24 protein-coding genes and 1 tRNA gene are annotated in these 26,556 nt (G+C 69.6%); 20 read left to right on the top strand and 5 right to left on the bottom strand.

Translation table 11 applies throughout. The annotated features are described in order from the left end of the window. Positions 1-865 precede the first annotated feature (865 nt). On the bottom strand, positions 866-1,390 hold the full coding sequence (locus ACQPZ4_RS06295) for an NUDIX hydrolase (protein WP_433057058.1): 525 nt from the start codon (positions 1,388-1,390) through the stop codon (positions 866-868). Continuing rightward, positions 1,390-2,724, bottom strand: coding sequence for a hypothetical protein (locus tag ACQPZ4_RS06300; RefSeq protein ID WP_433057060.1), 1,335 nt, complete (start codon positions 2,722-2,724; stop codon positions 1,390-1,392). Before ACQPZ4_RS06300 ends, ACQPZ4_RS06295 begins: the two co-directional genes overlap by 1 nt. Positions 2,725-3,006: 282 nt before the next feature. On the opposite strand from ACQPZ4_RS06300, the gene ACQPZ4_RS06305 reads away from it, so the two are divergent. The 12 genes from ACQPZ4_RS06305 (at position 3,007) to ACQPZ4_RS06360 (ending at position 14,694) form a co-directional block, all read left to right on the top strand. Beyond that, a complete protein-coding gene (locus ACQPZ4_RS06305) occupies positions 3,007-3,438 on the top strand; it encodes a hypothetical protein (protein ID WP_433057062.1) in 432 nt (143 codons plus the stop codon). A gap of 5 nt (positions 3,439-3,443) precedes the next feature. Then, positions 3,444-4,253 (top strand): ABC transporter permease, encoded by an 810-nt coding sequence (locus ACQPZ4_RS06310; RefSeq protein ID WP_433066301.1) that lies wholly within the window; start codon positions 3,444-3,446, stop codon positions 4,251-4,253. An 87-nt stretch (positions 4,254-4,340) separates the two neighbouring features. After that, positions 4,341-6,485: a cell division protein FtsK gene (locus ACQPZ4_RS06315; RefSeq protein WP_433057064.1), complete on the top strand. Its 2,145-nt coding sequence runs from the start codon at positions 4,341-4,343 to the stop codon at positions 6,483-6,485. A gap of 136 nt (positions 6,486-6,621) precedes the next feature. Beyond that, positions 6,622-6,918 carry a hypothetical protein gene (locus tag ACQPZ4_RS06320; RefSeq protein ID WP_433057066.1) on the top strand — a complete coding sequence of 99 codons (297 nt, stop codon included), beginning with the start codon at positions 6,622-6,624 and terminating at the stop codon, positions 6,916-6,918. After that, entirely contained in the window at positions 6,915-7,202 is a 288-nt protein-coding gene (locus ACQPZ4_RS06325; RefSeq protein ID WP_433057068.1) for a hypothetical protein, read from the top strand. Before ACQPZ4_RS06320 ends, ACQPZ4_RS06325 begins: the two co-directional genes overlap by 4 nt. Further along, on the top strand, positions 7,183-8,040 hold the full coding sequence (locus ACQPZ4_RS06330; protein ID WP_433057070.1) for a bifunctional DNA primase/polymerase: 858 nt from the start codon (positions 7,183-7,185) through the stop codon (positions 8,038-8,040). Before ACQPZ4_RS06325 ends, ACQPZ4_RS06330 begins: the two co-directional genes overlap by 20 nt. Continuing rightward, the gene (locus ACQPZ4_RS06335; RefSeq protein ID WP_433057072.1) at positions 8,037-8,723 is read left to right on the top strand and encodes a hypothetical protein; all 687 of its coding nucleotides are present in this window, start codon (positions 8,037-8,039) and stop codon (positions 8,721-8,723) included. Before ACQPZ4_RS06330 ends, ACQPZ4_RS06335 begins: the two co-directional genes overlap by 4 nt. Then, entirely contained in the window at positions 8,720-9,973 is a 1,254-nt protein-coding gene (locus ACQPZ4_RS06340) for a DUF3631 domain-containing protein (RefSeq protein ID WP_433057074.1), read from the top strand. Before ACQPZ4_RS06335 ends, ACQPZ4_RS06340 begins: the two co-directional genes overlap by 4 nt. Next, the gene (locus ACQPZ4_RS06345; protein ID WP_433057076.1) at positions 9,970-10,161 is read left to right on the top strand and encodes a helix-turn-helix transcriptional regulator; all 192 of its coding nucleotides are present in this window, start codon (positions 9,970-9,972) and stop codon (positions 10,159-10,161) included. The genes ACQPZ4_RS06340 and ACQPZ4_RS06345 overlap by 4 nt, the downstream gene beginning before the upstream one ends. Beyond that, a complete protein-coding gene (locus tag ACQPZ4_RS06350; protein WP_433057078.1) occupies positions 10,162-11,520 on the top strand; it encodes a tyrosine-type recombinase/integrase in 1,359 nt (452 codons plus the stop codon). It begins immediately after the preceding gene. 425 nt (positions 11,521-11,945) lie between these two features. Beyond that, entirely contained in the window at positions 11,946-13,898 is a 1,953-nt protein-coding gene (locus ACQPZ4_RS06355; RefSeq protein ID WP_433057080.1) for a hypothetical protein, read from the top strand. A 427-nt stretch (positions 13,899-14,325) separates the two neighbouring features. Beyond that, positions 14,326-14,694: a hypothetical protein gene (locus ACQPZ4_RS06360; protein ID WP_433057082.1), complete on the top strand. Its 369-nt coding sequence runs from the start codon at positions 14,326-14,328 to the stop codon at positions 14,692-14,694. 224 nt (positions 14,695-14,918) lie between these two features. On the opposite strand, the gene ACQPZ4_RS06365 is transcribed toward ACQPZ4_RS06360, so the two are convergent. The 3 genes from ACQPZ4_RS06365 to ACQPZ4_RS06375 all read right to left on the bottom strand — a co-directional run bounded on the left by ACQPZ4_RS06365 (position 14,919) and on the right by ACQPZ4_RS06375 (position 16,677). Next, positions 14,919-14,993: transfer RNA gene (locus tag ACQPZ4_RS06365), tRNA-Arg, on the bottom strand. A gap of 116 nt (positions 14,994-15,109) precedes the next feature. Beyond that, positions 15,110-15,739, bottom strand: coding sequence for a DUF305 domain-containing protein (locus ACQPZ4_RS06370; RefSeq protein WP_433057084.1), 630 nt, complete (start codon positions 15,737-15,739; stop codon positions 15,110-15,112). A gap of 5 nt (positions 15,740-15,744) precedes the next feature. Continuing rightward, positions 15,745-16,677: a DUF3105 domain-containing protein gene (locus tag ACQPZ4_RS06375; protein ID WP_433057086.1), complete on the bottom strand. Its 933-nt coding sequence runs from the start codon at positions 16,675-16,677 to the stop codon at positions 15,745-15,747. Positions 16,678-16,866: 189 nt separating this feature from the next. Between ACQPZ4_RS06375 and argS the strand changes: the two genes are divergently transcribed. The 8 genes from argS to thrB all read left to right on the top strand — a co-directional run bounded on the left by argS (position 16,867) and on the right by thrB (position 25,998). Beyond that, on the top strand, positions 16,867-18,525 hold the full coding sequence (gene argS / locus ACQPZ4_RS06380; protein ID WP_433057088.1) for an arginine--tRNA ligase: 1,659 nt from the start codon (positions 16,867-16,869) through the stop codon (positions 18,523-18,525). Between the two features lie 3 nt (positions 18,526-18,528). Further along, on the top strand, positions 18,529-19,914 hold the full coding sequence (gene lysA, locus ACQPZ4_RS06385) for a diaminopimelate decarboxylase (protein WP_433057090.1): 1,386 nt from the start codon (positions 18,529-18,531) through the stop codon (positions 19,912-19,914). Positions 19,915-20,008: 94 nt separating this feature from the next. Then, entirely contained in the window at positions 20,009-21,280 is a 1,272-nt protein-coding gene (locus ACQPZ4_RS06390) for a homoserine dehydrogenase (RefSeq protein WP_433066304.1), read from the top strand. A 6-nt stretch (positions 21,281-21,286) separates the two neighbouring features. Beyond that, on the top strand, positions 21,287-22,336 hold the full coding sequence (gene thrC, locus ACQPZ4_RS06395) for a threonine synthase (RefSeq protein WP_433057092.1): 1,050 nt from the start codon (positions 21,287-21,289) through the stop codon (positions 22,334-22,336). Positions 22,337-22,366: 30 nt separating this feature from the next. Continuing rightward, positions 22,367-23,671, top strand: a complete 1,305-nt coding sequence (locus ACQPZ4_RS06400; RefSeq protein ID WP_433057094.1) for an MFS transporter — start codon at positions 22,367-22,369, stop codon at positions 23,669-23,671. 318 nt (positions 23,672-23,989) lie between these two features. Next, positions 23,990-24,841, top strand: coding sequence for an SPFH domain-containing protein (locus ACQPZ4_RS06405; RefSeq protein WP_433057096.1), 852 nt, complete (start codon positions 23,990-23,992; stop codon positions 24,839-24,841). A gap of 3 nt (positions 24,842-24,844) precedes the next feature. Further along, positions 24,845-25,060 (top strand): hypothetical protein, encoded by a 216-nt coding sequence (locus ACQPZ4_RS06410; RefSeq protein WP_433057098.1) that lies wholly within the window; start codon positions 24,845-24,847, stop codon positions 25,058-25,060. A gap of 44 nt (positions 25,061-25,104) precedes the next feature. Then, the gene (thrB, locus tag ACQPZ4_RS06415) at positions 25,105-25,998 is read left to right on the top strand and encodes a homoserine kinase (protein ID WP_433057100.1); all 894 of its coding nucleotides are present in this window, start codon (positions 25,105-25,107) and stop codon (positions 25,996-25,998) included. Positions 25,999-26,556: the final 558 nt, after the last annotated feature.

Consider the following 26,556-nt stretch of genomic DNA (forward strand, 5'->3'; position numbering starts at 1 on the left):
GAGCTAGCAAGCGGGGCCCCCATCGAACGTAGAAGGCCCCGCTTGATGGAATGGGCTACGCCCGCTTCCTTGAACGTTAGTGCCAGTGATTGGTGATGGCGAGTACGAGTGTCACCAGCCGGAGCGCAACCTCAAAGGCTCGTCCGATCGCGCTCCGATTCATGTGGCACTCGCAGCATCCTCGCTGAGCCCTTCTCCGCACTCTCCGTTCGCGCTTTTCGCGCATACCTACTCCTTCTGTCCATCAACCCCCAAAGGAGAGATGAACCCGGTCCAACTAAGGTTGAACCGACCGCCTGGGGCTTTAGCGGACAGGAGATTGGCGCCCCGCTGGGAATTTAGCGGATTCGCGTGTCGGAAGCCGTCCGTCGATCAGCTCTAACCGATCGACGAACGGATGATTCGGCCGGAGGTCTGGAATGCTGCGGCTGCCCTCACGAAATGGCTCGACATGCTGTCTCCGCTACGATGTAACTCAAGGCTAATCGGGCGGCTGACGGACCGCTGGCGGTGATCATCACATCTCATGGAAATAGTTTCTGAATACACCGCTTCGCGAACCGATGGAAGTGCAAGTGAGGCGGTGGCCTGGAACTCCTCAGCTACGTGTGTCGCGACTCGTGGCCGATGCCGTACGGTACAAGTGATGACTCCGCATGCTGAGAATGACGACTTGCCCGCCGACTGGTGGACGGCGGAAGACTGTGCTCGCTTCCTGGGCGTCACTCGCAGCACCTGGGCGGCATACGTGGCGCGCCAGCAAGCACCTCAGGCGGAGAGGAAGTTCGGGCGATCACCCGTGTGGCGGCCGGCGACAGTAAAGGCGTGGGCGGAAATGAGGCCGCGTCGTCCAACTGCGTAGCAGTTAGCGAGTGGCGTCCGCAAGCACGTACAGCAGTGCGACTAGCGTGGTGCCGGTCACGATGTCGCCCTTGTCGATGAGGCGGCGGATATCTTCCAGCGGCACCCACTCGATGCGGTCCGACTCAAAGCCATCGACCGGTGGTCCGATGTAACTAGCTGCGTCTGCGCGGAAGATATGGTGCTCGGAGTTCATGAGGCCAGGCGACGGCTGGGTGTAGATGAGCGGGCGCAGTGTCCCTGGCCGCCAGCCCGTTTCCTCTTCAACTTCGCGAGCCGCTGCCGAAGCTGGCTCGTCGTCGCCGATGGCTCCAACCGGGATCTCATATGTCCATGTGTCGGTGATGAAGCGGTGGCGCCAGAGTAGAAGCACCTTGCCGTCCACCACGACAACGGCGCCGGCGCCAGGGGCGCTGCGGATGAGGCGGTGGTCGAGGTGCCGACCGTCCGGCAGTTCTACGTCGGCGGCCAGTACGTGCACCCATTGGTCCTGGTAGAGCGTCCGCTCGGAGTTGACCTGCCAGCGCACTAGAACCCCCTCAGCTGGGCGTCGGTGTCGGCCCGTTCCAGAAACTCCGCCACCGCTGGCACCCTAGCGTGTGGCCGTAGCGCGCCGGCGACCTGAGCAACCCGGTCGCGGATGCGGCCGGATTCCATGCCCTCGGCGTACTCGAGCATCTGGGTACCCACATGCACGGCCTGGTCCACGTCGCCGCGCTGGGCAACGATGAGCGCGAGGCCGGCGTAGCGGTGGACGCGGCCGCGTAGGTGCGTTCCGCCGGCCATCCGGACGGACTCTTCCGCGTATGTCTGCGCGGCGCTGAAGTCGCCCAGGCGCCGCAGCGCCTCGGCCACCTGCGTCTCCACCAGACCGGGTTGGACGTACGACGCTTCGGCCGGCTCGTCGCCAAGGACGATGCGGGCGGCCGCGAGCTCGGACTCGCGCATGTGCCGCTGGCATCCGTCGCTCTCGCCCATCCGCGCGTACGCCTTGCCGGCCAACGAGTGCAGGTCGGCGGCGAGCGCAGAACCGAGATGCCCCCGCGCCGCGCGGAGGGCCGCCTCGGCGTACTGCACGACCAGCCGCGGTTGGTTGCCGTGCAAGGCGTGCGTGCTCAACAGCGCCACGACGTACGCGCCGAATCGCTTGTCGTTGCTGGCTTTCGCCATGCGCAGGGCTCCGAAGAGGTATCGCTGGGCGAGGCCCTGCTGGTCCGCGTCGTACGCGCAGACGCCGGCGAGCGCGGCCAGGCCGCCGGCGGCGCGCAGGAGTTGGCGGCCCGTGCGGTTGTCGTACGTGTCGCGCAGCAGTGGTGCCGCGCGTTCGTTGAGCGCGGCGACCAGGCGCGGCCGGACCGGTACGCCGCCGACTCGGCGGTACATCTCCTGGTAGCGGTCGCGCAGCTGGCGTAGCCGGCGGACGTCGACCGGCTCGACCTGGCGGCGGCCGTCGTGGGCCACCTCGACGTCGTCCGGCGGGTTCTCCCACTCCCAGACCGGCGCCACGGCCTCGGCGCCCGCGGCCGGCGGGCCGGCGGCCTTGTCGCGCTGATCGCCGCGCCACAGGGCCGTCGCGCGCTCGACCAGCTGGGGCAGGGGCACGCTTGAGGTGGCCGGCTTCCGCTCCATGCCGATGTCCGCCCGCGTCACGGTGGTTCGCATCGCGTCGCCGATGACCTGGCAGATGAGATCCGGTCCGGGATCGCGGGGGACGGCACCGTCGCGGATCCAGCGCGCTACGGAGGCATGGTCGTACCGGAGTCGTTGCTCGGCGCCCAGCAGGTTCACCCGTCGCGCCAGACCGGCGTTCGACAGGCCGGCGCGCTCGATGAGCGCAGCAAGCAGCAGATTTGCCTCCCCCATTACCGCAGCGTAGGTGCGTCGTGACGCTGAGGGAAGGGATGGAGATCGATTCACACGGGGTGTGAACCGAGTGCCATGGTCGCACCGGTTCACACCCTGCACGCTGGCCGTTCGGCGCGGTTTGATGGTCTCAGGCGCCGATGAGGCGAGGCGCCGATCCACCAAGATCCTAAGTTCTGGCAGGTCAGGGCTGTTGCGAATACAGCACTGGCGCTGTACGGTCGTTCTCACGAATACAGCACCGGCGCTGTATTTAGCGCCACTCGAGATGGAGGTTTTCCAGTGATCGCAGAGACCGGCGCCAGCGTGGGCGTGGGGCATCTCACCCATGCCGACAGCGCATTCGCACACTTCGGCCCCGGCCATGTCCTGGCCGACGTCGCCGCGCGGCACTGCGTCGAGCACCGCCTGTCGTCCCGCATGGTCGCCTGCGGCGCCTGCTGGGAGCGCGCGATCCGCGACGACGAGCGGTTCGCGGTCGAGTGCGACTTGCCCCGCGAGATCACGCCCGACCCGAACTACGTGGACGAGATCGCCGTCGACCTCGCCGGCCAGGGCGAGCGGGTGGAGTTGACCCGTCCGGAGTTCGCCGCTGCCGTGCTGCGGCTGCACGGTCGCGGGATGACGCCGAGCGCCATCTCCAAGCGGCTCCACGCCTCGTTCCTCGCTGTTCTCGCCGCCCTTCCCGCTGAGCTGATTGGAGCTGCCGCATGACCACCATGACCGCACCGAGCGTGTACCCATTCGATCTCTCCGCTCTGCTGCCCCGCGCCCAGGAGATCGCCACGAACCTCGGCAAGCTCCCGTCGCGCAATCAGCTCATGAAGGAGTTGAAGGTGGGCGCGCCCAAGGCGACCGCGCTGCGGGAGGCGTTGCAGGCCGCAGAGTTCACCGCCGCGCCGGTCGCGCCGCCGGTCCTGCCCGACGCCGCGCCGGACCCGGAGCCGATGCCGGTCGAGCCGGAGGCCGAGGTGGTCGAGATGCCCTCGCCGGCCGACGTGGTGACCGAGGCGGTTGTGCTGGCCACGGGTCACGGACACCCGGGCGCCGACGCCGCGCCGGAGCCGGAGCACATCCCGCACTTCGCGACGACGCGCAAGGCCCGCAAGCCGCGCTCATGGCCGGTGGTCCTGCTGGCCCTGCCCGCGTTCGTGGCCATCTGGTCCGGCTGGGTTGGCCTCGGCGAGCTGACCGGGTTCGGCGTCGTGCACCCGCTGCCAGGCATCTGGAGTGACCTCGCGCTGAACACGGCGATCACCCTGCCCATCGGCGTCGAGACCTACGCCGCGTACGCCCTGGCCGTTTGGCTGACCGGGACCGCTCCGGCCGCCGCGCGCAGCTTCGCCCGGTGGTCCGCGATCGGCTCACTCATCTTCGGTGGCCTCGGACAGGTGGCGTACCACCTGCTGACCGCCGCCGGCGTTACGCACGCGCCCTGGCAGATCACCACCGCGGTCGCCTGCCTACCCGTCGCAGTGCTCGGCATGGGCGCCGCGCTGGCCCACCTCATCCACGCCAACCACGAGTAGCTACGCCCGGTGCGCGGCCTCACGGCCTAGGAAACCCGGCCGCGCACCGGTCCCATCCCTCCATCAGGAAGTCAGGAGACCTCCAGCATGACGACCAACGAGCCGGACCGGGAGCACCCGAACGGATTCGACTGGGACAAGTACGAGCACGAGGTCGCCGAGGTGGTCGACCTGGGCGCCGCCCGCGCCCGCCGCGACGGCACCGGCGCAACGGGGCACTTCGACGTGCCGCTCGATGACGAGCCGGAGCGCGGCGGCACCCTGGTCGACGCGCCGCCGGCCGACCCGAAGGGCCGTCGTCCGATCATCCCGGGCCGGCTGCTCGGCTGGCAGAACTTCAAGGCGACTGTCCGCGACATCGCGGAGGATGTGTTGCACCGCAGCGCTTACCACGCGGTGCGGGCGCCCTGGTACGGCGCACAGGCCGCGTTCTGGGCCACCGTGGGGCTGTTCAAGCTGATCGGGCGTCAGCTGCGGTGGTGGTGGCTGTCGGAGCAATACGGGCTGCGGCAGCGCGCGGCCGACGACAACGACCCGCAGACCTGGTACAAGCTGCACCGCGAGGTCAAGGCCACGCGCACATGGCGCGGCATCGTCCTCGCGGGCGAGCTCCTTGCGCTGGGCGTCGGCGGCCCGATCGCCTACGCCGTGGCCCCGTGGTGGATCGTCGGCCTGGCCGCCGCCGGCGCAGTCTGCGGCCTGGCCCGCCTCGGCCACCCGGAGGACAAGCCGATCCTTCGCCCCGCCGTGGTCGCTGGCCGGTACCGGCGGGTGAATCCCGACATCATCCTGCGCGCCTACTACGCGGCTGGGCTGGGGCATTCGGACAAGCCGAATCAGCAGATCGCGTTCGGGTCCACGATGTCCCGCGACACGACCGGTTCCGGGTCGCAGGTGCTCATCGACCTGCCCTACGGCAAGACGTTCGATGACGCGGTGAAGGCTCGCGGTGCGGTCGCGTCCGGGCTGGATGTGGCGGTGTCGCAGGTGTTCATCACCCGTGACCCGTCCTCGCACCGTCGGCACGTGCTGTGGGTCGCCGACCGTGACCCGCTCGCCATCGGCGCCGGCCGGACGCCGCTGTTGCGGTGCAAGCCCACGGACATCTGGCAGCCCGCGCCGTTCGGGCTGGACGAGCGGGGCAACAAGGTCGCCATCGACCTGATGTGGACGTCGATGCTGATCGGGGCGCAGCCGAGGCAGGGCAAGACGTTCGCCGCCCGCAGCCTCGCCCTGTTCGGGGCGCTGGACCCGTACGTGAAGCTCACCGTGTTCGACGGCGGCGGCAAGCCGGACTGGCGCAAGTTCGCCCTGGTCGCCGACCGGTGCGCGTTCGGGCTGGCGATGACCCGCGACGGCGACCCCGGCGAGATCGTGGTCGAGGCGCTGCGCGAGATCAAGGCCGACGTGCAGGACCGCTACGAGCGGCTGTCCGCGCTGCCGGTCGACGTGTGCCCGGAGGGCAAGCTGACGCGGGAGATCGCCCGCGATCCGAAGTACCGCATGCCGGTGCGGATGGTCATCCTGGACGAGTTTCAGGAGTACTTCGACCTCGGCGAGCTGTCCAAGGAGATCGCATCGCTGCTGGTCTACCTGGTGAAGGTGGCGCCGGCCGCCGGGGTCATCTTCGTCGACGCCACGCAGCGCCCGTCCGGGGTCGGCAGCGGCCAGGTCGCGCAGCAGTTCATCTCCTACCGCGACAACCACCAGGTGCGCTTCGCGCTGCGCACCGGCTCATGGCAGGTGTCCGACCTGGTCCTCGGCTCTGGCGCGTACTCCGAGGGCCACGACAGCTCGACGCTGCTACCCACCTACAAGGGCGTCGGCATCCTGCGCGGTGCTGCCGACGCGACGCCGGTGGTGCGCACCTACCTCGCCGACCAGGAAGACGCGGAGAAGATCCTCATCGCCGCGCGGAAGCTGCGTGAGGCGGCCGGCACGCTGACTGGCATGGCGGCCGGGGAGGACGTTGCCCGCGCCTCGCGGGACGTGCTCGCCGACGTGCGCGGCATGTTCGAGCCGTCCGAGCGTGGTTTGCAGTGGGAGGACATCGCCGAGCGGCTGGCCAGCCGGATGCCGGAGCACTACGCCGACATCACCGCCGAGTCGATCTCCGCTCAGGTCCGCGCGTTCGGTGTACCGAGCGTAGATGTGAAGCGGAACGGCAAGGCGCTCAAGGGCGCCAAGGCCGACGCGATCGACGCCGCCATCGGCCGCCGTAAGACCGCCTGAACGGTCGCGGCTTCCCCGCGACCGGTCGCGTCACCGCGACCCGACCCGCGACCGGCCTGGTCAGGCCATACACCGCCCGGTCGCGGGTCGCGCCGCCATCCCTCTACGCCCTGAAACAGCCCAGGAGGGCCACTCCATGCCTGCCCAAGCCGCAACCGCGACCGGCCACCCGGCCGCCGCCGCGCTGTTCATCCTCGCGCTGATCGTCGTGACACTCGGTTACCTGCTGGCCTGCTGGCTCTGGCCGTTCGTCGCCTGCCGCCGCTGCAAGGGCGACGGCAAGCGCCGCGCCCTGTTCGGCGGCCGAGCGTTCGGCATCTGCCGCCGCTGCGACGGCACCGGACGCCAGCTACGCCCCGGCCGCCGCGCCATCAACTACCTCCGCACGGTCCACGCCAACGACCGCAGTAACCGCAGGGACGGCACCCGATGACCCCGCACACCGGCTGGTGCGCCGGCGGCCACCGCTGCGCCCTCGGCGAGCACCGCGCCGATCCGATCGTCATCGCCGTCCCGCGGCTCGGCCGGATCGCCCTCACTCGCGTTCGCGCCGCCGACGGCCGCGAACACGCCGAGGTCCGGCTCACCGTCGCCCTCGCCCCGACTGAGCCGGCCGCGCGGCGGCAGCTGCTCGAGCTGACCGACCAACTGACCCGCGTCCTGCACCACGCCACCCGACACGGAGGGAGCATCCACAGTGGAACCGTTGCTGCGTAACGCCCTCGACTACGCCGGGCGCGGCTGGCCGGTGTTCCTGCTCGGCCGCACCAAGCGGCCGATGGCCAACTGCGACGACTGCCGCGCCGCCGGCCCGGACCACGCCCGCGACGCCTGCCCGTGCCTGTTCTGCCACGGCCTCTACGCCGCCACCATCGACTCGGACCGCATCGCCGCCATGGTGACCGCGCGGCCGGCCGGACTCCTCGCCATCCGCACCGGCGCGGTCGCCGGTCTGGTCGTGGTCGACATCGACCCCGGCCACGGCGGCGCCATCGACCCGGCACTCATGCCACAGACAGCCTGTGTCGTCACCGGAAGCGGTGGGTGGCACCTGTACTACCGCCACCCCGGAACGCCCGTCCTGAACAGCCAGAGCCGCCTTGGGGAAGGCATCGACGTGCGCGGCGACGGTGGCTACGTCGTGGCGCCGCCGTCCATCCATCCGCGCACACGGCGCCCGTACCGGTGGACGGGTGGTCGGCCGGTGGTTGAGATGCCCCCGGCCCTCGTCACCGCCTGCCAGCCCGCGCCGGCCGCCGAGCCGCCGTCGCGCACGGCCAGGGCGACGAGCTCGACGCCGGGCGGGGGCATCTCATCACCCGACGCGCTACTGCGCTCCCTGCTCGACACCGTCCGCCACGCGCCCAAGGGCCGCCGCCGCGCCACCCTCTACGGCTGCGCTCGAGGAGCCGCCCGCATGGTCGCCGCTGACGTGATCAGCCTTCGCGACGCTATGAACGCCTTGTACGACGCCGGGATGGGCGCCGGCCAGACCGACCGCGAGACCCGCGCCGCCATCGCCGGCGGGTTCCGAGACGAGGGAGTTGCCGCATGACTACGCTGCCGACTCGCCGCGCAGAACGGCTCCCCGGCCGTCCGCGTCTGCTGGACCTGTACTGCTGCGCTGGTGGGGCCGGGATGGGCTACCACCTGGCTGGGTTCGATGTCGTCGGCGTCGACATCAACCCGCAGCCGCGCTACCCGTTCGAGTTCCACCGTGCGGACGCCCTCGAATTCCTGGCCGCGCACGGCCACGAGTTTGATGCGGTGCACGCCTCGCCGCCCTGCCAGGCATACACCCTCGCGCAGCGCATTCAGGGCCGTAACCACCCGGACCTCATCACCGCGACCCGGGCGGCGCTTGTTGCCGCGGGTCGGCCCTGGGCCATTGAGAACGTTGAAGGCGCGCCACTCCACGACCCGATCATGTTGTGCGGAGCCATGTTTTCTGGCCTCGCCGTCTACCGACACCGCCTCTTTGAAACCTCAAGCGCCATCGGACAGCCGCAGCACCCGCTGCACGCGGCGCCGCTCCGCAAGATGGGTCGCCCGCCCCAGCCAGGGGACTTCATGCACGTCGTTGGCAACTTCTCCGGCGTCGCCCACGCCCGCAGGGCCATGGGCATCGACTGGATGGTCCGCGACGAGCTGCGCGAAGCCATCCCGCCCGCCTACACCACCTGGCTCGGCCAGCAGCTCCTAGCTGCCATGCCTCTCGCAGAAAGGGCTTCCGCATGAGCAACCAGGCGAACATCGGCGCCGACATCCTCGACGCCCTGCACCGCACCCTGACCCGCTACGTCGTGCTGCCCTCGGCCGAGGCCGTCGACGCGGTGGCCCTCTGGATCGCCGCCACCCACGCCCAGGCCGCGTGGGCGCACGCGCCCCGGCTGGTCATCCGGGCGCCGGAGAAGCGCTGCGGCAAGTCGCGGCTGCTCGACATCGTGGAGGGCACCAGCTGCAACCCGCTCATCACCGTCAACGCCTCGCCGGCCGCCGTGTACCGGGCGATCGGCACCGACGAGCCGCCGACGCTCCTGGTGGACGAGGCCGACACCATCTTCGGCGGCAAGAACGCCGACGCCAACGAGGACCTGCGCGGCCTGCTCAACGCCGGTCACCAGCGCAACCGGCCGGCCATCCGGTGGGACAACAACACGCACCGGCTGGAGAAGATCCCCACGTTCGCCATGGCCGCGCTGGCCGGCATCGGCGCCATGCCCGACACCATCGAAGACCGCGCCGTCGTGGTCCGCATGCGTCGGCGGATGGCCGGCGAGACCGTTGCCCCGTACCGCCATCGCCGCGACGGCCCCGCGCTGCGGCAGCTGGCCGCCGATCTCTTCCAGTGGTTGCGGGGGCATCTCGACACCCTCGAACGCGCGGAGCCGGCCATGCCGCTCGAGGATCGTGCCGCCGACACGTGGGAGCCGCTGATCGCCGTCGCCGATCTCGCCGACGGCAGCTGGCCGACGCGCGGCCGGACCGCGGCCGCGACGCTCGTGGCCGAGGCGGACGAGACCGGACCGGTGTCGAATCGCATTCAATTGTTGGCCGATATCCGTGCGGCTTTCACCACGCTCGGCGAGCCCGGCGCGGCCACGAGCGCCGAATTGCTCGAGGTGCTGAACGGCGACGCGGAAGGGCCTTGGCAGGGATTCGGCCCGGCCGGTCTGACGGGCAAGCGCCTCGGGGATCTGCTGCGCGAATTCGACATCAGTTCGGCGACCATCCGCTTCCCGGTGGGGCAAGCGAAGGGGTATCGCCGCAACGCATTCGAGGACGCTTGGGAGCGCTACTGCCCCGCTCTCACCGTCCCATCCGTACCAACGGTGTCTTCCCAGGTCACGCGCGGTACGGATGCCCGACGCGGTACGGATCGATCCGTACCGCCGACCCGATCCGTACCGGCACTGAGCTGCCAAGACACGCTTGGTACGGATGGTACGGGCAACCGGGGGAAACGCGGCGCAGCAGGCACCCGATGACCACCCGCGGACGGCACCTGACCATCGCAGAGGTCTGTGCCGATCTCGGTATCTCCCGCTCGACTTTCTACGACTGGCGTGCCAAGAGAAAGGCGCCGCCGTGCTTCAAGCTGCCCAATGGTGATTTGCGAATCCGGCGGGCCGACTACGAATCCTGGATTGCTCTGCTCGAGGACGAGGCCGCATAAATGGAAACGACGTACGACGTGCGGATTTGGAAGACGAGGGTTTACGAGGGCACGCGGGGGACCACGTACTACGTCCGCTGGAGCGTGGCCGGCCGGGAGCGGAAGGAGGCGTTCAAGGGCAAGGCGCTCTCCGAGGGCTTCCGCGCCGAGCTCGTCACCGCCGCGCGCAAGGGCGAGGCATTCGACGTGGAATCGGGCCTGCCGGTGTCGATGCGTCGCGCCAACCGGGACATGTCCTGGTACGAGTTGGCGTGTGCGTTCGCGGACATGAAATGGCCGCGGGTCGCTGCGACCACGCGGCGGACGCACGCCGAGGCGCTGACCGCGATGACCACGGCGTTGTTCACCACGGAGCGAGGAAAGCCCGACGCGCAACGGATTCGCGTCGCGCTGAGCCGGTGGGCGTTCAACACCGCGCACCGCGAGAGCAGCCCGGCCGACGTGAAAGCCGTACTGCGGTGGGTGGAGAAGAACACGCGGCCGGTATCCGCGCTCGCCAAGCCGGAAGTGCTCCGGCCGATGCTCGACGGGCTAACCGTGCGCCTCGACGGCAAGCCGGCTGCGCCGAGCGTGGTCAGCCGACGGCGAAAGATTCTCAATACGGCCGTGGAGTACGCGGTGGAGCGCAAGCTCCTCAACGCTAACCCGATTCCGGCGCTGAAGTGGACGCCGCCGAGAACCACGCACACGGTGGACCGGCGATCGGTGGCCAATCCCGTGCAGGTGCGATCACTGCTCGAGGCGGTCCGGAAGCTCCAGCGCAGCGGCCCCCGGCTCGTGGCGTTTTACGGGTGCCTGTACTTCGCGGCGATGCGGCCCGAGGAAGCCGTTGCGCTCGCCAAGCACCACCTGGTCCTCCCCGTCGACGGGTGGGGAGAGTTCAACTTGAGTACCGCCGAGCCGCACGCCGGCCGGGAATGGACCGACAGCGGCGAGAATCGCGACCGCCGCCAGCTGAAGCAGCGGGCACGCGGCGAAGTACGAACGGTGCCCTGCCCACCGGAGTTGACCGCGCTCCTGAACGCCCACATCGAGGAGTTCGGCACGGCGGCGGACGGCCGGCTGTTCTGCGGCGAGCGGAACGAGGGGGAGATGCCGAAGGGCACCATCAACCGGACGTGGCGGAAGGCACGCGAGAAGGTCTTCACGCCCGAGGTGGCGGCGTCACCGCTCGCGGCCACGCCGTACGACCTGAGGCACGCGGCGGTGTCGACGTGGCTAAACGGGGGAGTGCCTGCCACGCAGGCGGCCGAGTGGGCCGGCCACTCGGTAGAGGTCCTGCTCAAGATCTACGCCAAGTGCCTTGACGGGGGAGCGCAGCAGCTGCGCCAGCGCATCTCGGACGCGCTCGGATATTGACCGATTGGGTGAGGCCTTCAGCCAGATGCTCCTGGCCGAAGGCCTCAGCCCGGAAATAAAGCTCTGCAATGCTGACTGGAACGTCCGGATTGTCCAGCCGCACATTGCTACTGGCGTCCTCGCACGACATGTGTCATCCTTCGACAGACGACGCGGGTTGCGTCGCGGCGAGATCAGGGTTTGGACGCCGATCCGATCCCTGACAGGCAGGTCCAGGAAGAGCTTCGCCTCGTGAGGCGAGTCTCGGGAGACCTCGATCGCCGCGTTGGCATTCCCGAGCCGCTTGCGTAGATGGCGGACCCGATCCGGCCGGAAGCGCAGCGAGAGCTGGTCGGCGTCCGGCTCCCGTGTGAAGTGCCGCGGGAGAGGTCCCGCGGTTATGCGGGATCCGGAGGAGGAGCCCAATGACCAGCCCAGCTGTAATCGTGACGGGTGAGAAGACCGAAATGCCGCGGCCGCTCCGTCGGCTGCCTGATCTGCCTGACCCGTCGGACATCAGGACGCTGCGCGCGCAGGCCAAGAAGCTGCTCGGCATGAGCGATCGCGCGGCCGGCGCACTGTCGACGATGTGGGTGCACCCGGAGGAGGTGCTGCCGCAGATCGCCAATCCACGTCGGATGCGCATCCCCGGCGGCGACCTCCTGTACATCGAGGGCCGCGCGTGGACGCCCCGTCTCCTGGCCGACTTCGCGAACCCCCGCAACGCGGCGGACTATTCATACGCTCTCGCAGGCGCTGGTGGCGACGTCTTCAAGGCCGAGGTAGCGGCTGATGCGGCAGAACTCCAGATCACGGTCTCTGGCCGCGACGCGCTACTCGATGCACTCGAGATCGCCATGGACAAGACCCGGGGGAAGAACGAACCGTTCCCGCCGATCCGGGAACAGGGCATCATGGACGCCCCCTTCGGCGTCATGGCAGTGCTTAAGTTCGGTGACGGCGACACCGACATCGCCGTACCGCTTGTCAAGGAAGGCTCCAGCCGCATTAGTTGGGCGCACCACATCCTCGGTGTCATGCCAGAGGAAACGCTGGTACAGATGCCGTCGAGCTCCCGGCCGATCAAGGAATTTGTTGACGGCATCAATGAAATCGTCAGCAAGCCGATGGAGGACATCACTGGGGACGAGCGCGCGCGGGTGCGATGTGCCACCGTCAACTTCATTCTGATCGTGGGATTCGAGGCGGACGCCGGCAATGCTCCTAACCTCGCCGAGGCGATCAAGGTCAAGGTGGCGCAGGAGCACCTAAACGTCAAGGTCGATTGGACCGCCGCAGCGCAGAATTCGGTGATGGCCGACGATTGCCTGGCCGCGACATGGGCTGCCAATCTGCTGGACAGCCGCGACGAGTACAACTGGCTTCTAGGTCACCTCGACCGACAGGCTGCAAGTGACGCAGGCGTCGCCCAGTATCCCGATGACCGGTTCGCTCGGCTTCTGTGGCTGTTCACGACCAAAAAGAAGGCCGTGCACGATGCTATCCGCCGACCAATCGCCTTCGTGCTTCGCAAGGAGACCGGCCGCAAGAGCCAGGTTCGCAAGACCACCAAGCTTCCACTCGGCATCGAGCTGGTTGCTCGGGAGTTCCGCGGGACAAATCGATACTTGCCCTCGGTGATTGAACGAATTATCAAAGTGATGACCAGCGGTGCTGACATCACCAACATCGCCTCGAACCCGGAGTGGCAGCCGACACGTCAGCCCCTTAAGTCGCTGCTCAACGGGGCGCGCAAAGAGCAGCAGCATGGAAACCCAGGCCCTGCATCGATCGAACTCGCAGTCCGAGCGCTGTACTATGCGGCCATCTACGACGTGCTACGAATTCCGCGGAATGACCTGGGCGCCGGCAAAGACCGCAGGCCGATCGCTGAGCTGCTCGAAGACATGCTTGGCTCTCCTGCAGGCATTGAGCAGCTGGGTCACATCATCGAGGACGGCCGGGCGGAGCGAGCCCCCAGGCTCCGTGATGAGAACGGGAAAGCGACTGCGAGCGGCGATGGGGAGCCGGTCGTGCTGGACAACGATCTCCTGCGTGACAAGCTCTTCCCGAAGAACGGTAAGGATGAGCCGAGCGGCATCGGCGGCAAGGACCCGTTCCTTCTCGCTCAGCGCGACGTTGCAAAGGCGCTGACCGCTCTCCAAACAACGATGCAGGCCCTTGAGCAGATCGAAGACGCTTCACAGACCCGCATCGTCGAAATCCAGGGACTCGAGCCTCAGCAGGCCATGCGCTGGCGAAAGATCCTGGAGACTGAGCGTAGCAAGATCGACGAGTGGTTCGAGATCGGCGTGAGCTACGCCGCCGGCACTGGAAAGGCTCCTCAGTCTGTTGCCGACTTGGAGGAAGAAGCTGACGTAGCTGACGAGGAAGACTGACCTGGATTCGAAGGCCAACCGGTAGTCCGTAGGGCCACCGGTTGCCAGTTAGACCGCTACTGTCACACGCTGGCGGCCGGGCAACCCCGGCCGCCCCCGGCAGCGCCATACCGTGCGCTGCGATGTACGACGCGATCGCGCATCTAACCACCCTGCAGTCCGGACTCGATCCGGCAGCAGACGACGCCCCCAACCCGGCAGCAGAGTCCTGCCCTGAGGCGTCTGGTCGTTGGAATGGCGCTTTCGCGCCGCTCGGCCGAAGGCGGGCTAGATCCGTCCGGGGCCGCGCGTGGCGCCAGAACCTGGGCTCCGCGCACGCCGCTACGAGAAGGTCTCCAGCGGCCGTCGAGCTTAGGAGGTACTTGGTGTCGTTCCAGCCGATCTTTTCCACCTCTGCGCGCTCGCGGAGCGATGCACGATGAGGCCCTTGACCGTACATGCTGTTCAGCGTCTCATCGGCGAACGAGCCGTCGGAGAACCCAAGACTGCGACACACGGCGATATCAGTGTGCTCGTCGGCGGGACGGGGGTCTATGTGGCCGAGTCGGTCTCCGATACGATCCTGTACGTCGGGTCGGTCCATCGTCCGCGGGACCCCCACGGAATCCGCAGTCGGATGCGTGAGCATTTTCGGCGTACGGGCCGACGGCAGCGCTGGGTGAGGATTACGTTCTTCCCGATCGACGCCGACATCCCGCACGGCGAAATCCTCAGCATCGAGGGCCGGTTGAGCATCCTCCTGGCGCCAGCCGAAGGCCGCGCGTGGCCGCATGTTCGGCCCGCCGGCGAGCAGTAGTCACCTTGTTTCCCGCAGAACCGGTGCGCGTGCCGCAGGCGTGGCGGCGGTCCGGGGACTGGCCAACTCGGGCGCTACACCGACGAAAGTTGGCCGCGTATTTGCCGTGGGTGGCCGATCAAGGCCGGTGAACGCCGGTGACAGCCGGACAAACGAATGAAGCCCTGGGCCGCGTTTCCGCTCGTCCAGGGCTTCGTTTTGGCTGGTCAGAGCCGGAAATTAACTGGTGCCCCCGGCAGGATTCGAACCTGCGCCCCCGCCTCCGGAGGGCGGTGCTCTATCCCCTGAGCTACGGGGGCCAAACGAGATCCCCGGCGACCGGGGCTCCTTCGGACCTCGAACAGACTAGCAGAGCCCCCACCCGCCCCGCGCACTGGTTCCCCTGTGATCACTGGGGCGGGTGGAAACAAGCGAGCTAAGACGACAAGGGCTGCGCGCCCAAGTCCTTCAGCTTCTCGGAAAGCTGCGCAATGTCGTAAGACTGCGACTGCCGGATCTTCTCCGCCGCGTCCCGGACATCAGGGTCCGAGGCGGACTTCGCCGCGACCTCGGCCATGTGGATGCCGCCCAGGTGGTGGCGGAGCATGAGCTGGCACCACAGGATGTCGAAGTCCTTGCCCGTGGAGGACTTGAGCTTCTTCAGCTCGTCGTCCGAGGCCATCCCCGGCATGCGGCCGTCCGGCTGGAGGGTGTTCTGCCCGTCCGGCATCCAGGCCATGGCGCGCTTGGAGGACGTGGGGGAGAGGTGCCACTCGGTGAGCCAGGTCTGCATCTGGCCGATCTGCCACTGCTGGCTGGCGGCGATGTCGTAGCCCAGGTTGCGGATGTCGTCCGTGGTGCCCAGGCGGTACGCGAACATGCCCATCTCCACCGCCTGTGCGTGGTGGATGCTCATGTCGCGGGCGAAGCCGGCGTCGACCGAGTCGTCGCCGGGGCGGCTCAGGACGGGGATGAGGTAGCCGATGGCCACGCCCGTCACGAGGAGGAGGACCGCGGCGAGCACGCCGAAGGTGAGGCGTGCCCGCCCGGAGAGTTGCGCGAACACGGTGGCTAGTTGCCGCCCATCTGCGTCGTCGAACCGTCCTTGCCGAGGTCGCGCGGCGTGGTGCCGGTCTCGGTGATGATGTCGCCGCTGGAGCAGGGGGTGCCGGCCTCGAGGGTCGCGTTCTGGCGCAGGGCCTTGATGAACTCGTCGATGCGGCCGTCGCTGGCGTTGTCGACCTTGAGCTGGAAGCCCCACGCCTGCAGCGAGATGGGCTTGTCCAGGTTCGGGTACGGGCTCATCAGCATGTAGTCGTTGCCGCGGACCTTCTTCGCGAGGGTCTCGACCTGGTCGGCCGGGAGGCTCGGGTTGTAGGTGATCCAGACGGCGCCGTGCTCCATGCTGTGCAGGGCGTGCTCGCTGGCGATCTGGGACGTGTACACGTCGCCCAGGCAGCGCTGCCAGTTCGGGTTGTGGTTGCCGGCGACCGGGGGGCTCATCTTGTAGGTCTGCGGGCCCCACACGTGCTCGCGCTGGCCGACCATGGCCTTGTCGGTCTTGTAGTAGTCCTGGATGCCGCTGATCTGGTCGGCGCGGTCGTGCCAGCCCAGGCCGTTCTGCCAGACCTGGTACCCGGCGAAGCCCACGATGCCCAGCGCCAGCACGCCGACGGTGGTGAACAGCGCGATCGGGCCCCAGCTCATGCCCTGCTTGACCTTGACCGGGGCGATCTTCTTGGCCGCCGGGCGGGTCGCGGTGGCGGGCCGCTTGCCGGTGGGGGCCGTCTTGCGGGCGGTCGCCGACTTGCGCGGGTTCGCCTTGGGCTTGGCCGGGGTCGCCGGGGCGTCCTCCTCGACCGCGTCGGTCTCCTCGACGGAGTCGGCCTCCAAAGCCGAGTCCTCGACGACGTCCGGATCCTCGTCGCCGCCCTGCTTGGGCTTCGCGCCGGAGACGGCCTTGGTGGACGGCTTTCGGTTGCCGCCCCCGTGCTGGGTGCTCATGCTCATCTCGTCGCTCCGCAACGCTCAGCGTTGTGCTCGCTCATCGGGCCTCGTCTGGTCAACGGTCGGGGGTCACGGCGGGGAACTACCCTGGCGTGTGTCCATCCTGGGAAGAAGAACGTCCCGCATTGTGACCAGCACAACGGGCCGCCGCCAAGTACCGGAGTCTACCCCCGATAACATTTGTCGGTGACTCCCGCTGAACTCGCCGTAGCAGTCCTCGCCGCCGCCCGGGCGGCCATCACCGAGCGTGACCTCGACGCGTCCGTGCTCCCGGCGACGACCAGCGTGGAGCGACCGCGAAACCCGGAGCATGGTGACTATGCGTCGAATATCGCATTGCAACTGGGCAAGAAGGTCGGACTGAACCCGCGCGAGATGGCGGCGGCGGTCGCGAAAAACTTGCAGGAAACTCCCGGGATCGCCAGCGTCGAGATCGCCGGGCCCGGATTCTTGAACATCCGGCTCGCCGCGGGGGCCGTGGGCGAGCTCGCCGGGCTCATCGTGCAGGCCGGCCGGCAGTACGGGCGCAGCGAGACCCTCGCCAAGGAGAAGGTCAACCTGGAGTTCGTCTCGGCGAACCCCACCGGCCCGGTGCACCTCGGGCACACCCGCTGGGCGGCCGTGGGCGACGCGCTGGGCCGGATTCTCTCGGCGGCGGGCGCCGACGTGACCCGCGAGCACTACGTCAACGACGCCGGCGTGCAGATGAACCGGTTCGGCGAGTCGCTGACCGCGGCGGCCAACGAAAGGCCCACGCCGCCGGACGGATATCCCGGCGAGTACGTGCAAGATATCGCAAAAGCGCTAAAAGCTAAGAATCCAGACATTTTGCGGGCAAGCGAAGCCGAACAGCAGGCGTATTTCCTGCAAGCGGGCTACGAAGCCATGTTGCAAGAGATGAAGGACAGCCTCGAGCGGTTCGGCGTCCACTTCGACGTCTGGTTCTCCGAGAAGACCCTGCACGAGGGCGGCGCCGTCGAGCACGCCCTCGACGAGCTGCGCAAGCAGGGCCACATCTTCGAGCAGGACGGCGCCGTCTGGCTGCGCACCACCGAGTTCGGCGACGACAAGGACCGGGTCCTCATCCGTTCCAACGGCGAGAAGACCTACTTCGCCGCCGACGCCGCGTACTACATCAACAAGCGCGAGCGCGGCTTCGACCGCTGCATCTACATGCTCGGCGCCGACCACCACGGGTACATCGGCCGGCTGAAGGCCATCGCCGCCTGCGCCGGGGACGACCCCCAGCGCAACATCGAGGTGCTCATCGGCCAGCTGGTCAGCCTGCTGCGCGGCGGCGAGCCGGTCCGGCTCAGCAAGCGCGCCGGCACCCTGATCACCCTCGACGAGCTGATCGACGCCGTCGGCGTGGACGCGGCCCGCTACTCGCTGGCCCGCTCCTCGACGGACTCGCCGCTCACCCTCGACATCGAGGTCATCACGCGGCAGAAGAACGAGAACCCGGTCTTCTACGTGCAGTACGTGGGAGCGCGTACGGCCTCCATCGCGCGCAACGCCGCCGAGCTGGGGTACGAACTGCGGGCGGAGTACGACGCGGCACAGCTGGTACACGAGAAGGAACTTGATCTTCTGAAGGCGCTCGGGGACTTTCCCGGCGTCGTGGCCACCGCCGCCGAGCTGCGCGAGCCGCACCGCGTGGCACGCTATTTGGAGGACCTCGCCGGGACCTACCACCGGTTCTACGACAACTGCCTGGTGCTGCCCAAGGGCGACGACCCGTTCACGGCGACCCATCAGGCCCGGCTCTGGCTCAACGCCGCCACCCGGCAGGTCATCGTCAACGGCCTGGACCTGCTCGGCGTCTCGGCGCCGGAACGGATGTAGAAGATGCGCGCACACGAGGCTGGGGCGCTGCACGCGGACCTCGGCTCCAACGGACCCTCCTGGCTGCGCACGCCGGAGGATGTGAACGCATTGATCCCGATTTTGTGGCCCAAAACGGTCACACGCGGGCAAAGCGGGGCCATCACCGTCGGCGGTGTCGACGTGAAAGCCCTGCAAGAAGAGCACGGCACGCCCGCGTACATCTTTGACGAGGAAGACTTCCGCACCCGCTGCCGCACGTACAAGGCAGCGTTCGGTGGCGCCGAGGTCTACTACGCAGGCAAAGCCTTCATCGCCACGGCAATCGTCAAGATCCTCGTCGAAGAGGGCCTCAGCCTGGACGTCTGCACCGGCGGCGAGCTGGCCATCGCCCTGAGAGGCGGCATGCCGCCGGAGCGCATCGGCCTGCACGGCAACAACAAGTCGGTCGAGGAGCTCACGAAAGCCGTCGAGGCCGGCGTGGGCCGGATCATCGTCGACTCGTTCGACGAGATCGAGCGCCTGACCAAGATCGCGCTGAGCACGAACACCAGACCCAGCGTGATGGTGCGGGTGACCGTCGGGGTGGAAGCGCACACCCACGAGTTCATCGCGACCGCCCACGAGGACCAGAAGTTCGGCTTCTCGCTGTCCGGGGGCGCCGCGGCCGAGGCGGTCGACAAGATCCTCAAGGACGACGTCCTGGACCTGCGCGGCCTGCACTCGCACATCGGCTCGCAGATCTTCGACTCGTCCGGCTTCGAGGTGGCCGCCCGCCGCCTGCTCAAGCTCCAGGCCGAGATCGCCGCCAAGCACGGCCGCGAGCTGCCCGAGCTGGACCTGGGCGGGGGCTTCGGCATCGCGTACACCACGCAGGACGAACCCGCCGACCCGCACGTCCTGGCCGGCGACCTGGTGCGGATCGTCAAGCAGGAGTGTGCCGCCCTGCACCTGAGCGTGCCGCACCTGTCCGTCGAGCCCGGCCGCGCGATCGTCGGACCGGCCATGTTCACCCTCTACGAGGTGGGCACGGTCAAGGACGTCGACGGCATCCGCACGTACGTCTCCGTCGACGGCGGGATGAGCGACAACATCCGGACCGCGCTGTACGACGCCGCCTATTCGGCCACCGTGGCCGGCCGGGCATCCTCCGAACCGCCGATTCTCGCCCGCGTCGTGGGAAAACATTGCGAGTCCGGGGACATCGTCGTGAAAGATGAATTCCTGCCGGCCGACGTCAAGGCCGGAGATCTTCTTGCGGTCCCGGGCACCGGCGCCTATTGCCGCAGCATGGCGAGCAACTACAACCACGTGCCCCGCCCGCCCGTCGTGGCGGTGGCCGATGGTGCGTCGCGCGTCATCGTCCGCCGGGAGACCGTGGACGACCTGCTGAGACTGGACGTGGGGTGACATGCCACCAAACGGCGAGAAGCGCCCCGCCGGAAGCCGGCGTGCCGTGGACGACCTGCTGAGACTGGACGTGGGGTGACAGATGCCGCAAACCGTGAAGGTTGCGCTGCTGGGCTGCGGGACCGTCGGTTCCGAGGTGATCCGCCTGCTGCACGAGCAGGAGGACGACCTGACGGCCCGCATCGGCGCGCCGCTGGAGCTGGTGGGCGTCGCCGTCCGTCGGCCCAACAAGGCGCGTGAGCTGCCGATCGACTCGTCGCTGTTCACGACGGACGCCCTCGGTCTGGTGACGCGGGACGACGTGGACATCGTGGTCGAGGTGGTCGGCGGCATCGAGCCGGCCCGCACCTGGCTGCTCGAGGCCCTGCACGCCGGCAAGAGCGTGGTCACGGCGAACAAGGCCCTGCTCGGCGAGGACGGCGCCACCCTGCACAAGGCGGCCGCCGACTGCGGCGCGGACCTCTACTACGAGGCGTCCGTGGCCGGGGCCATCCCGCTGCTGCGCCCGCTGCGCGACTCGCTGCACGGCGACCGCATCACCCGGGTGACCGGCATCGTCAACGGCACCACGAACTTCATCCTGTCCTCGATGGACTCGACCGGGGCCGGCTTCGCCGAGGCGCTGGAGGAGGCGACCGCGCTCGGGTACGCCGAGGCCGACCCGACCGCCGACGTCGAGGGCTTCGACGCCGCCGCCAAGGCCGCCATCCTCGCCTCGATGGCCTTCCACAGCCGGGTCACCTCGGCCGACGTGCACCGCGAGGGCATCACCGAGGTCACCGCGGCCGACATGGCCAGCGCCAAGGCGATGGGCTGCACGATCAAGCTGCTGTGCATCGCCTCGAAGGCCAACGGGGCCGTCTCGGTGCGGGTGCACCCGGCGATGATCCCGCGCACCCACCCGCTGGCCGGCGTCGGCGACGCGTTCAACGCCGTCTTCGTCGAGGCCGAGGCGGCGGGCCAGCTCATGTTCTACGGTCGCGGTGCCGGCGGCGCCCCGACCGCCTCGGCGGTGCTCGGTGACGTCGTCGCCGTGGCCCGCAACCGTCTCGCGGGCGTCCACAGCGCCTCCGAGTCGGCGTACGCGGATCTGCCGGTCTCCCCGATCGGGGACGTGCTCACGCGGTACCACATCAGCCTGGACGTCTCCGACAAGGCGGGCGTGCTCGCCGCCGTCGCGGGCGTCTTCGCCAAGCACGGTGTCAGCATCGCGACGGTGAACCAGTCCGGCCGCGGCAACCAGGCGGTGCTCGTCATCGTCACGCACGCCGCGCCGGATCGGGCCCTGGCCGCGACCGTCGCCGAGCTGCGGGCTCTGGACATCGTTCGTGCCGTCGCAAGCGTCCTGCGGGTCGAAGGGGAGTAGAGCGCCATGTGGCGTGGATTGATCGAGGAATTCCGGGACCGCCTGCCGGTCGGGCCGCAGACCCCGGTGGTGACGCTGCAGGAGGGCAACACGCCGCTGCTGCCGGCGCCGGAGCTGTCCGCGCGCACCGGCTGCGACGTGTACCTCAAGGTCGAGGGGTCCAACCCCACGGGCTCGTTCAAGGACCGCGGCATGACGGTCGCGGTGTCCAAGGCCCTCGAGGACGGCGCCAAGGCGATCATCTGCGCGTCCACCGGCAACACGTCGGCGTCGGCGGCCGCGTACGCCGCGCGGGCCGGCATCACCTGCGCCGTCCTGGTGCCGACCGGCAAGATCGCGCTGGGCAAGCTCGCCCAGGCCCTCGTGCACGGCGCCCGCCTGCTGCAGGTCACCGGCAACTTCGACGACTGCCTGGCGCTGGCCAGCAAGCTCGCCCTGGACTACCCGGTCTCGCTGGTCAACTCGGTGAACCCGGACCGGCTCGAGGGCCAGAAGACCGCCGCCTTCGAGATCGTGCGCACCCTCGGCGACGCCCCGCACATCCACTGCCTGCCGGTCGGCAACGCGGGCAACATCAGCGCGTACTGGATGGGGTACAAGGAGGACCAGGCCGCCGGCAACGCCACCCGCCGCCCGCGGATGTTCGGCTTCCAGGCCTCCGGCGCCGCCCCGATCGTCAAGGGCGAGGTCGTGCGCGAGCCCAGCACCATCGCCACCGCGATCCGGATCGGCAACCCGGCCAGCTGGACCAAGGCGGTCGACGCCCGCGACGAGTCCGGCGGCCTGATCGACGCCGTGACCGACCGCGACATCCTGCAGGCCTACCGGCTCCTGGCCCGCTCGGTCGGCGTCTTCGTCGAGCTCGGCAGCGCGGCCAGCGTCGCCGGTCTGCTCCAGGCCAGCGCGCAGGGCCGCATCGACCCGGGCCAGACGATCGTGTGCACCGTGACGGGCCACGGCCTGAAGGACCCCGAGTGGGCGATCTCCACCGCGCCCGCGCCGACCACGATCCCGGCCGAGCCCCTCGCCGCGGCCAAGGCCCTCGATCTCGCTTAAAATCCAGAAGCCGCGGATTCGGTACCGCCTGTGCCTCGCACCCCCCTCTCGGTCCTACGGCGCAACCGGGACTTCCGCAACCTGTTCACCGCGGACCTGATCGGCCTCGGGGCCGACTGGTTCGTGATGATCCCGCTGCTCACCCTGCTGCCCGGGCTCACCGGCTCGGGCCTGTGGGGCGCGCTCGTGCTGGCCGTCGACACCGGCGTCACGGCGTTGCTGCTGCCGTACACGGGGACGATCGCCGACCGGGTGGACCGGCGGCGCATCGTCCTCGCGGCCGACCTCGCGATGGCCGCCTTCGCGCTGCTCCTGCTGCTGGTGCGCACGCCCGCCACGGCCTGGGTGGCGCTGGTGGCGGTCGGCGCGCTCGCGGTGGCGAAGGCGTTCTTCATCCCGGCCGCGCAGGCCGCGCTGCCCAACGTGGTCGACCCCGAGGACCTGCCGGCCGCCAACACCCTGGCCGGCTCCGCGTGGGGCACGATGCTGGTGATCGGGGCGTCGCTGGGCGGGATCGCGGCGCAGGCGTTCGGCGCCTACCCGTGCTTCGTGATCGCGTCGGTCCTGCTGCTCTTCGCCGCACTGCAGGTCTTCCGGGTACGCCGCCCGATGCAGGCCGCCCGCGCCGGCGCGCCCGCACCGGCGTTCGCGGCGATCGCGGAGGCGCTGCGGTACATCCGCGGCAACCCCCGCGTCGCCTCGCTCGTCACCGTGAAGTCGGCGGTCGGCCTGGGCAACGGCGTGCTGACCCTGTTTCCGCTGCTGGGGGCCGGCCCGCTCGGCACCGGCCTGCTCTTCGCGGCCCGCGGGCTGGGCGCGCTGACCGGGCCGATCCTGTTCCGCCGCGTGCTGACCCACCGGGCCTGGCTGCTGCCGGGGCTGGCGCTGTCGATGGCGGTCTACGGCCTGGCGTACCTCGGGGTCAGCCTGGTGACCTGGTTCCCGCTGATGGCGGCCGGGGTGACGGTGGCCCACCTGGCCGCCGGCGGGAACTTCGTGATGTCGAACTTCGTGCTGCAGGCCGAGGTGCCCGACGCGCTGCGGGGGCGGATCTTCGCGGCCGACTTCATGCTGGCCACGCTGACGGTCGCGGCCAGCCAGCTGGTGGTGGGCGCGTTCGTGGACCGGGCCTCGCCGCGGCTGCTGCTGGCCGCGTGCGGCGCGGTGACGCTGCTGTACGCGGCGGTCTGGTCGTTGATCGTCCTGCGGCGTTCCGTTCAGACGCAGCCGCCGGTGAACGCCGCGCCGCCGATCGTGGCGAGCCAGCCTGAGCAGAGCAGGCCCACCGCGGCCGCGCCGAAGAGCAGTCCCGCCGGCACCGCGGGCCAGCCGTAAGCCTCGCGCATCGCCCCGAACGCCAGCACGGTCGCCGCGAGCATGCCGAGCAGCGCCAGGAACGGCATGGGGCCGGTGCCCTCGGCCGAGCACCGACTCCCGACCGGTCCGTTCGCCGCGTACCACAACAGGGCGATCGACCCCGCCAGGAGCACCGCCGCCGCCGCAAACCTTCGCCAGTTCACCCCGTATCGACGCACGTGCACCCGCGGCGGTTGACGTCACATCGATGAAAGTTTCCGGGCTTGCGCTCGTGGGCTATCGTAGTGATATCACTTCGATAGCCCCTCCAGTTCGTTAGCCCCTCAAGGAGTAGTCATGGAGCGTCGGGCGTTTCGCGTTGCCGGGTTCTTGATGCTCGGCCTGCTGCTGATCGTCGCCGCGCTGGCGGTCGTGGCCGTCGGCACGCTGAGCGAGGGGGCCGCCTCCGGCGTCGTCGTCGTGGCGTCGCTGCTGGCGGTGCTCATCCTGACCGGGTTCACCGTGGTCAACCCCAACGAGGCCCGGGTGATCCAGTTCTTCGGCCGCTACGTCGGCACGGTCGCCGACGCCGGCTTCTACTGGACCGTCCCGCTGAGCGCCAAGCGCCGGCTGTCCCGCCGGGTGCGCAACTTCGAGACCGACCGGCTCAAGGTCTCCGACGCCGACGGCAACCCGGTGGAGATCGCCGCCGTGGTCGTCTGGCGCGTGGTCGACACGTTCAAGGCGTCCTTCGGGGTCGACGACCACATCTCGTACGTCGCGGTGCAGTCCGAGGCGGCGCTGCGGCATCTGGCCACGAGCTACCCGTACGAGACGCACGACGACGGCCGCTCCAGCCTGCGCGAGGGCAACGTGGTGAGCGAGGAGCTGACGGTCGAGCTGGGCGAGCGGATCGCGCTGGCCGGGGTCGAGGTGCTGGAGTCGCGCATCACCCACCTCGCGTACGCGCCGGAGATCGCCCAGGCCATGCTCGCCCGCCAGCAGGCCAGCGCGATCGTCGGGGCGCGGTACAAGATCGTGGAGGGCGCGGTCGGGATGGTGCAGAGCGCGCTGGAACGCCTCAGCGAGCTCGACGTCGTCGAACTGGACGAGGAGCGCAAGGCCCAGATGGTGGCCAACCTGCTCGTCGTGCTGTGCGGCGACCGCAACGTCCAGCCCGTGGTCAACACCGGCACGCTCTACGCCTAGCCCGTGCCCGAGCGGAAGAAGCTGCTGCTGCGGCTGGACCCCCAGGTCTACGACGCGGTCGCGCGCTGGGCGGGCGACGACCTGCGCAGCGTGAACGCGCAGATCGAGTTCGCGCTGCGCCTGGCCCTGCGCCAGGCGGGGCGCGAGCCCCGGCGCGACCAGCCGCCGCCCGGGGCCTCGCCCTCCGGCGACGCGGACGCCGACGACGCCGAGGACTGAATCGCCATCCCGGGAAATGGGCGCGCGGTCCTCATGGTGAGATTGTGGGCATGGCTTTCCTGTCCCGGCCGGTCACCGTGCGCGTGCCCGCGACCAGCGCCAACCTCGGCCCCGGCTTCGACGCGCTGGGGCTCGCGCTGACGCTGTACGACGAGGTCGAGGCCGCCGTCACGCCCGCCGGCACGACCGTGGAGGTGGCCGGCGAGGGCGCGGCCGACCTGCCCGGGGACGAGAGCCACCTGGTCGTCCGCGCGATGCGGCGGGCCTTCGGCGTCCTCGGCGAGCAGCCCCCGGGCCTGGCCCTGCGCTGCCGCAACGGCATCCCGCAGGCGCGCGGGCTCGGCTCGTCCTCGTCCGCCATCGTCGCCGGGATCGTGCTGGCCCGGGCCCTGACCGTCGGCGGCCCGGAGCAGCTGAGCGACGCCGCGGCGCTGGTGCTGGCCGACGAGATCGAGGGGCACCCCGACAACGTGGCGCCGTGCCTGCTGGGCGGCTTCACGATCGCGTGGACCGCGGACGACGGTGCCGCGGCGGTACGGCGGGAGCCCGCCCCCGGCATCCACCCCGTCGTCTTCGTCCCGGAGGAGCGCGGGCTCACCGAGGTCGCGCGGGCCGCCCTGCCCAAGACGGTGCCGCACGCCGACGCCGCCTTCAACGCCGGCCGGGCCGCGCTGCTGGTGCACGCGCTGACCGCCGACCCGCGGCGCCTGTTCGCCGCGACCGAGGACCGGCTCCACCAGGACTACCGCGCCGAGGGCATGCCGGGCACCGCCGCCCTGGTCGCGGGCCTGCGCTCGGAGGGCGTGGCGGCCGTCGTCTCCGGCGCGGGCCCGAGCGTGCTGGCCTTCGGCCTGGACGGCTGGACGCCCCGCCCGATGCCCGGCTGGCGCGTGCTGCCCCTCGACGTCGACCTGACCGGCGCGCGGCTGGGCGGCTGACCCTCCGGGAGCCGCGCCGGCGGACCGGGCGCGCGAATTGCGCAAAAAGGGGCATGCGGCATCCTGAACGGGCGATGAGGTACGCTGGAACACGCCGAGCGGGGCCCTGTTGCCGCTGGCTGGCGGAGTTGATTACTCTCTAGTCTTAAGCAGCCGCTCTGTGCGGCGATCTCATGCGGGGCGGCGTGCTCCGATTTCCGTGGCACCCCTTGCGCACGCCCGGCCGCCAACCCGCGTTTCCTGTGGTCGCGCGCGCACGGCCGGGCCCATCGACGCACATAACGGCGTCGTGGTCCTGCCGCTCAGCGCCTGCCACACCTCCCGCAAGGCCTTCCGCAGCGCTCGCCGAGGCGGCAGGATGCAAGATCACTGGATCGGCCGACCCAGTGCGGCAGCAAATCCCCGCGTCGAAGCGGGGACTCGGCACGACCCCCGCCAACGCTCTGCCGAAGCGGGGTACCAGCAGGACCTCCGCATCGCGGGGCGAAACGGGGAGCGGCACCTGACCCTCCCGGGCGACGCCTCCCGCGGCGCGGAGCGGGCACGACCTCCCGGATC

It is taken from the genome of Dactylosporangium sp. CS-033363, from assembly GCF_050942475.1.
GTDB lineage: Bacteria > Actinomycetota > Actinomycetes > Mycobacteriales > Micromonosporaceae > Dactylosporangium.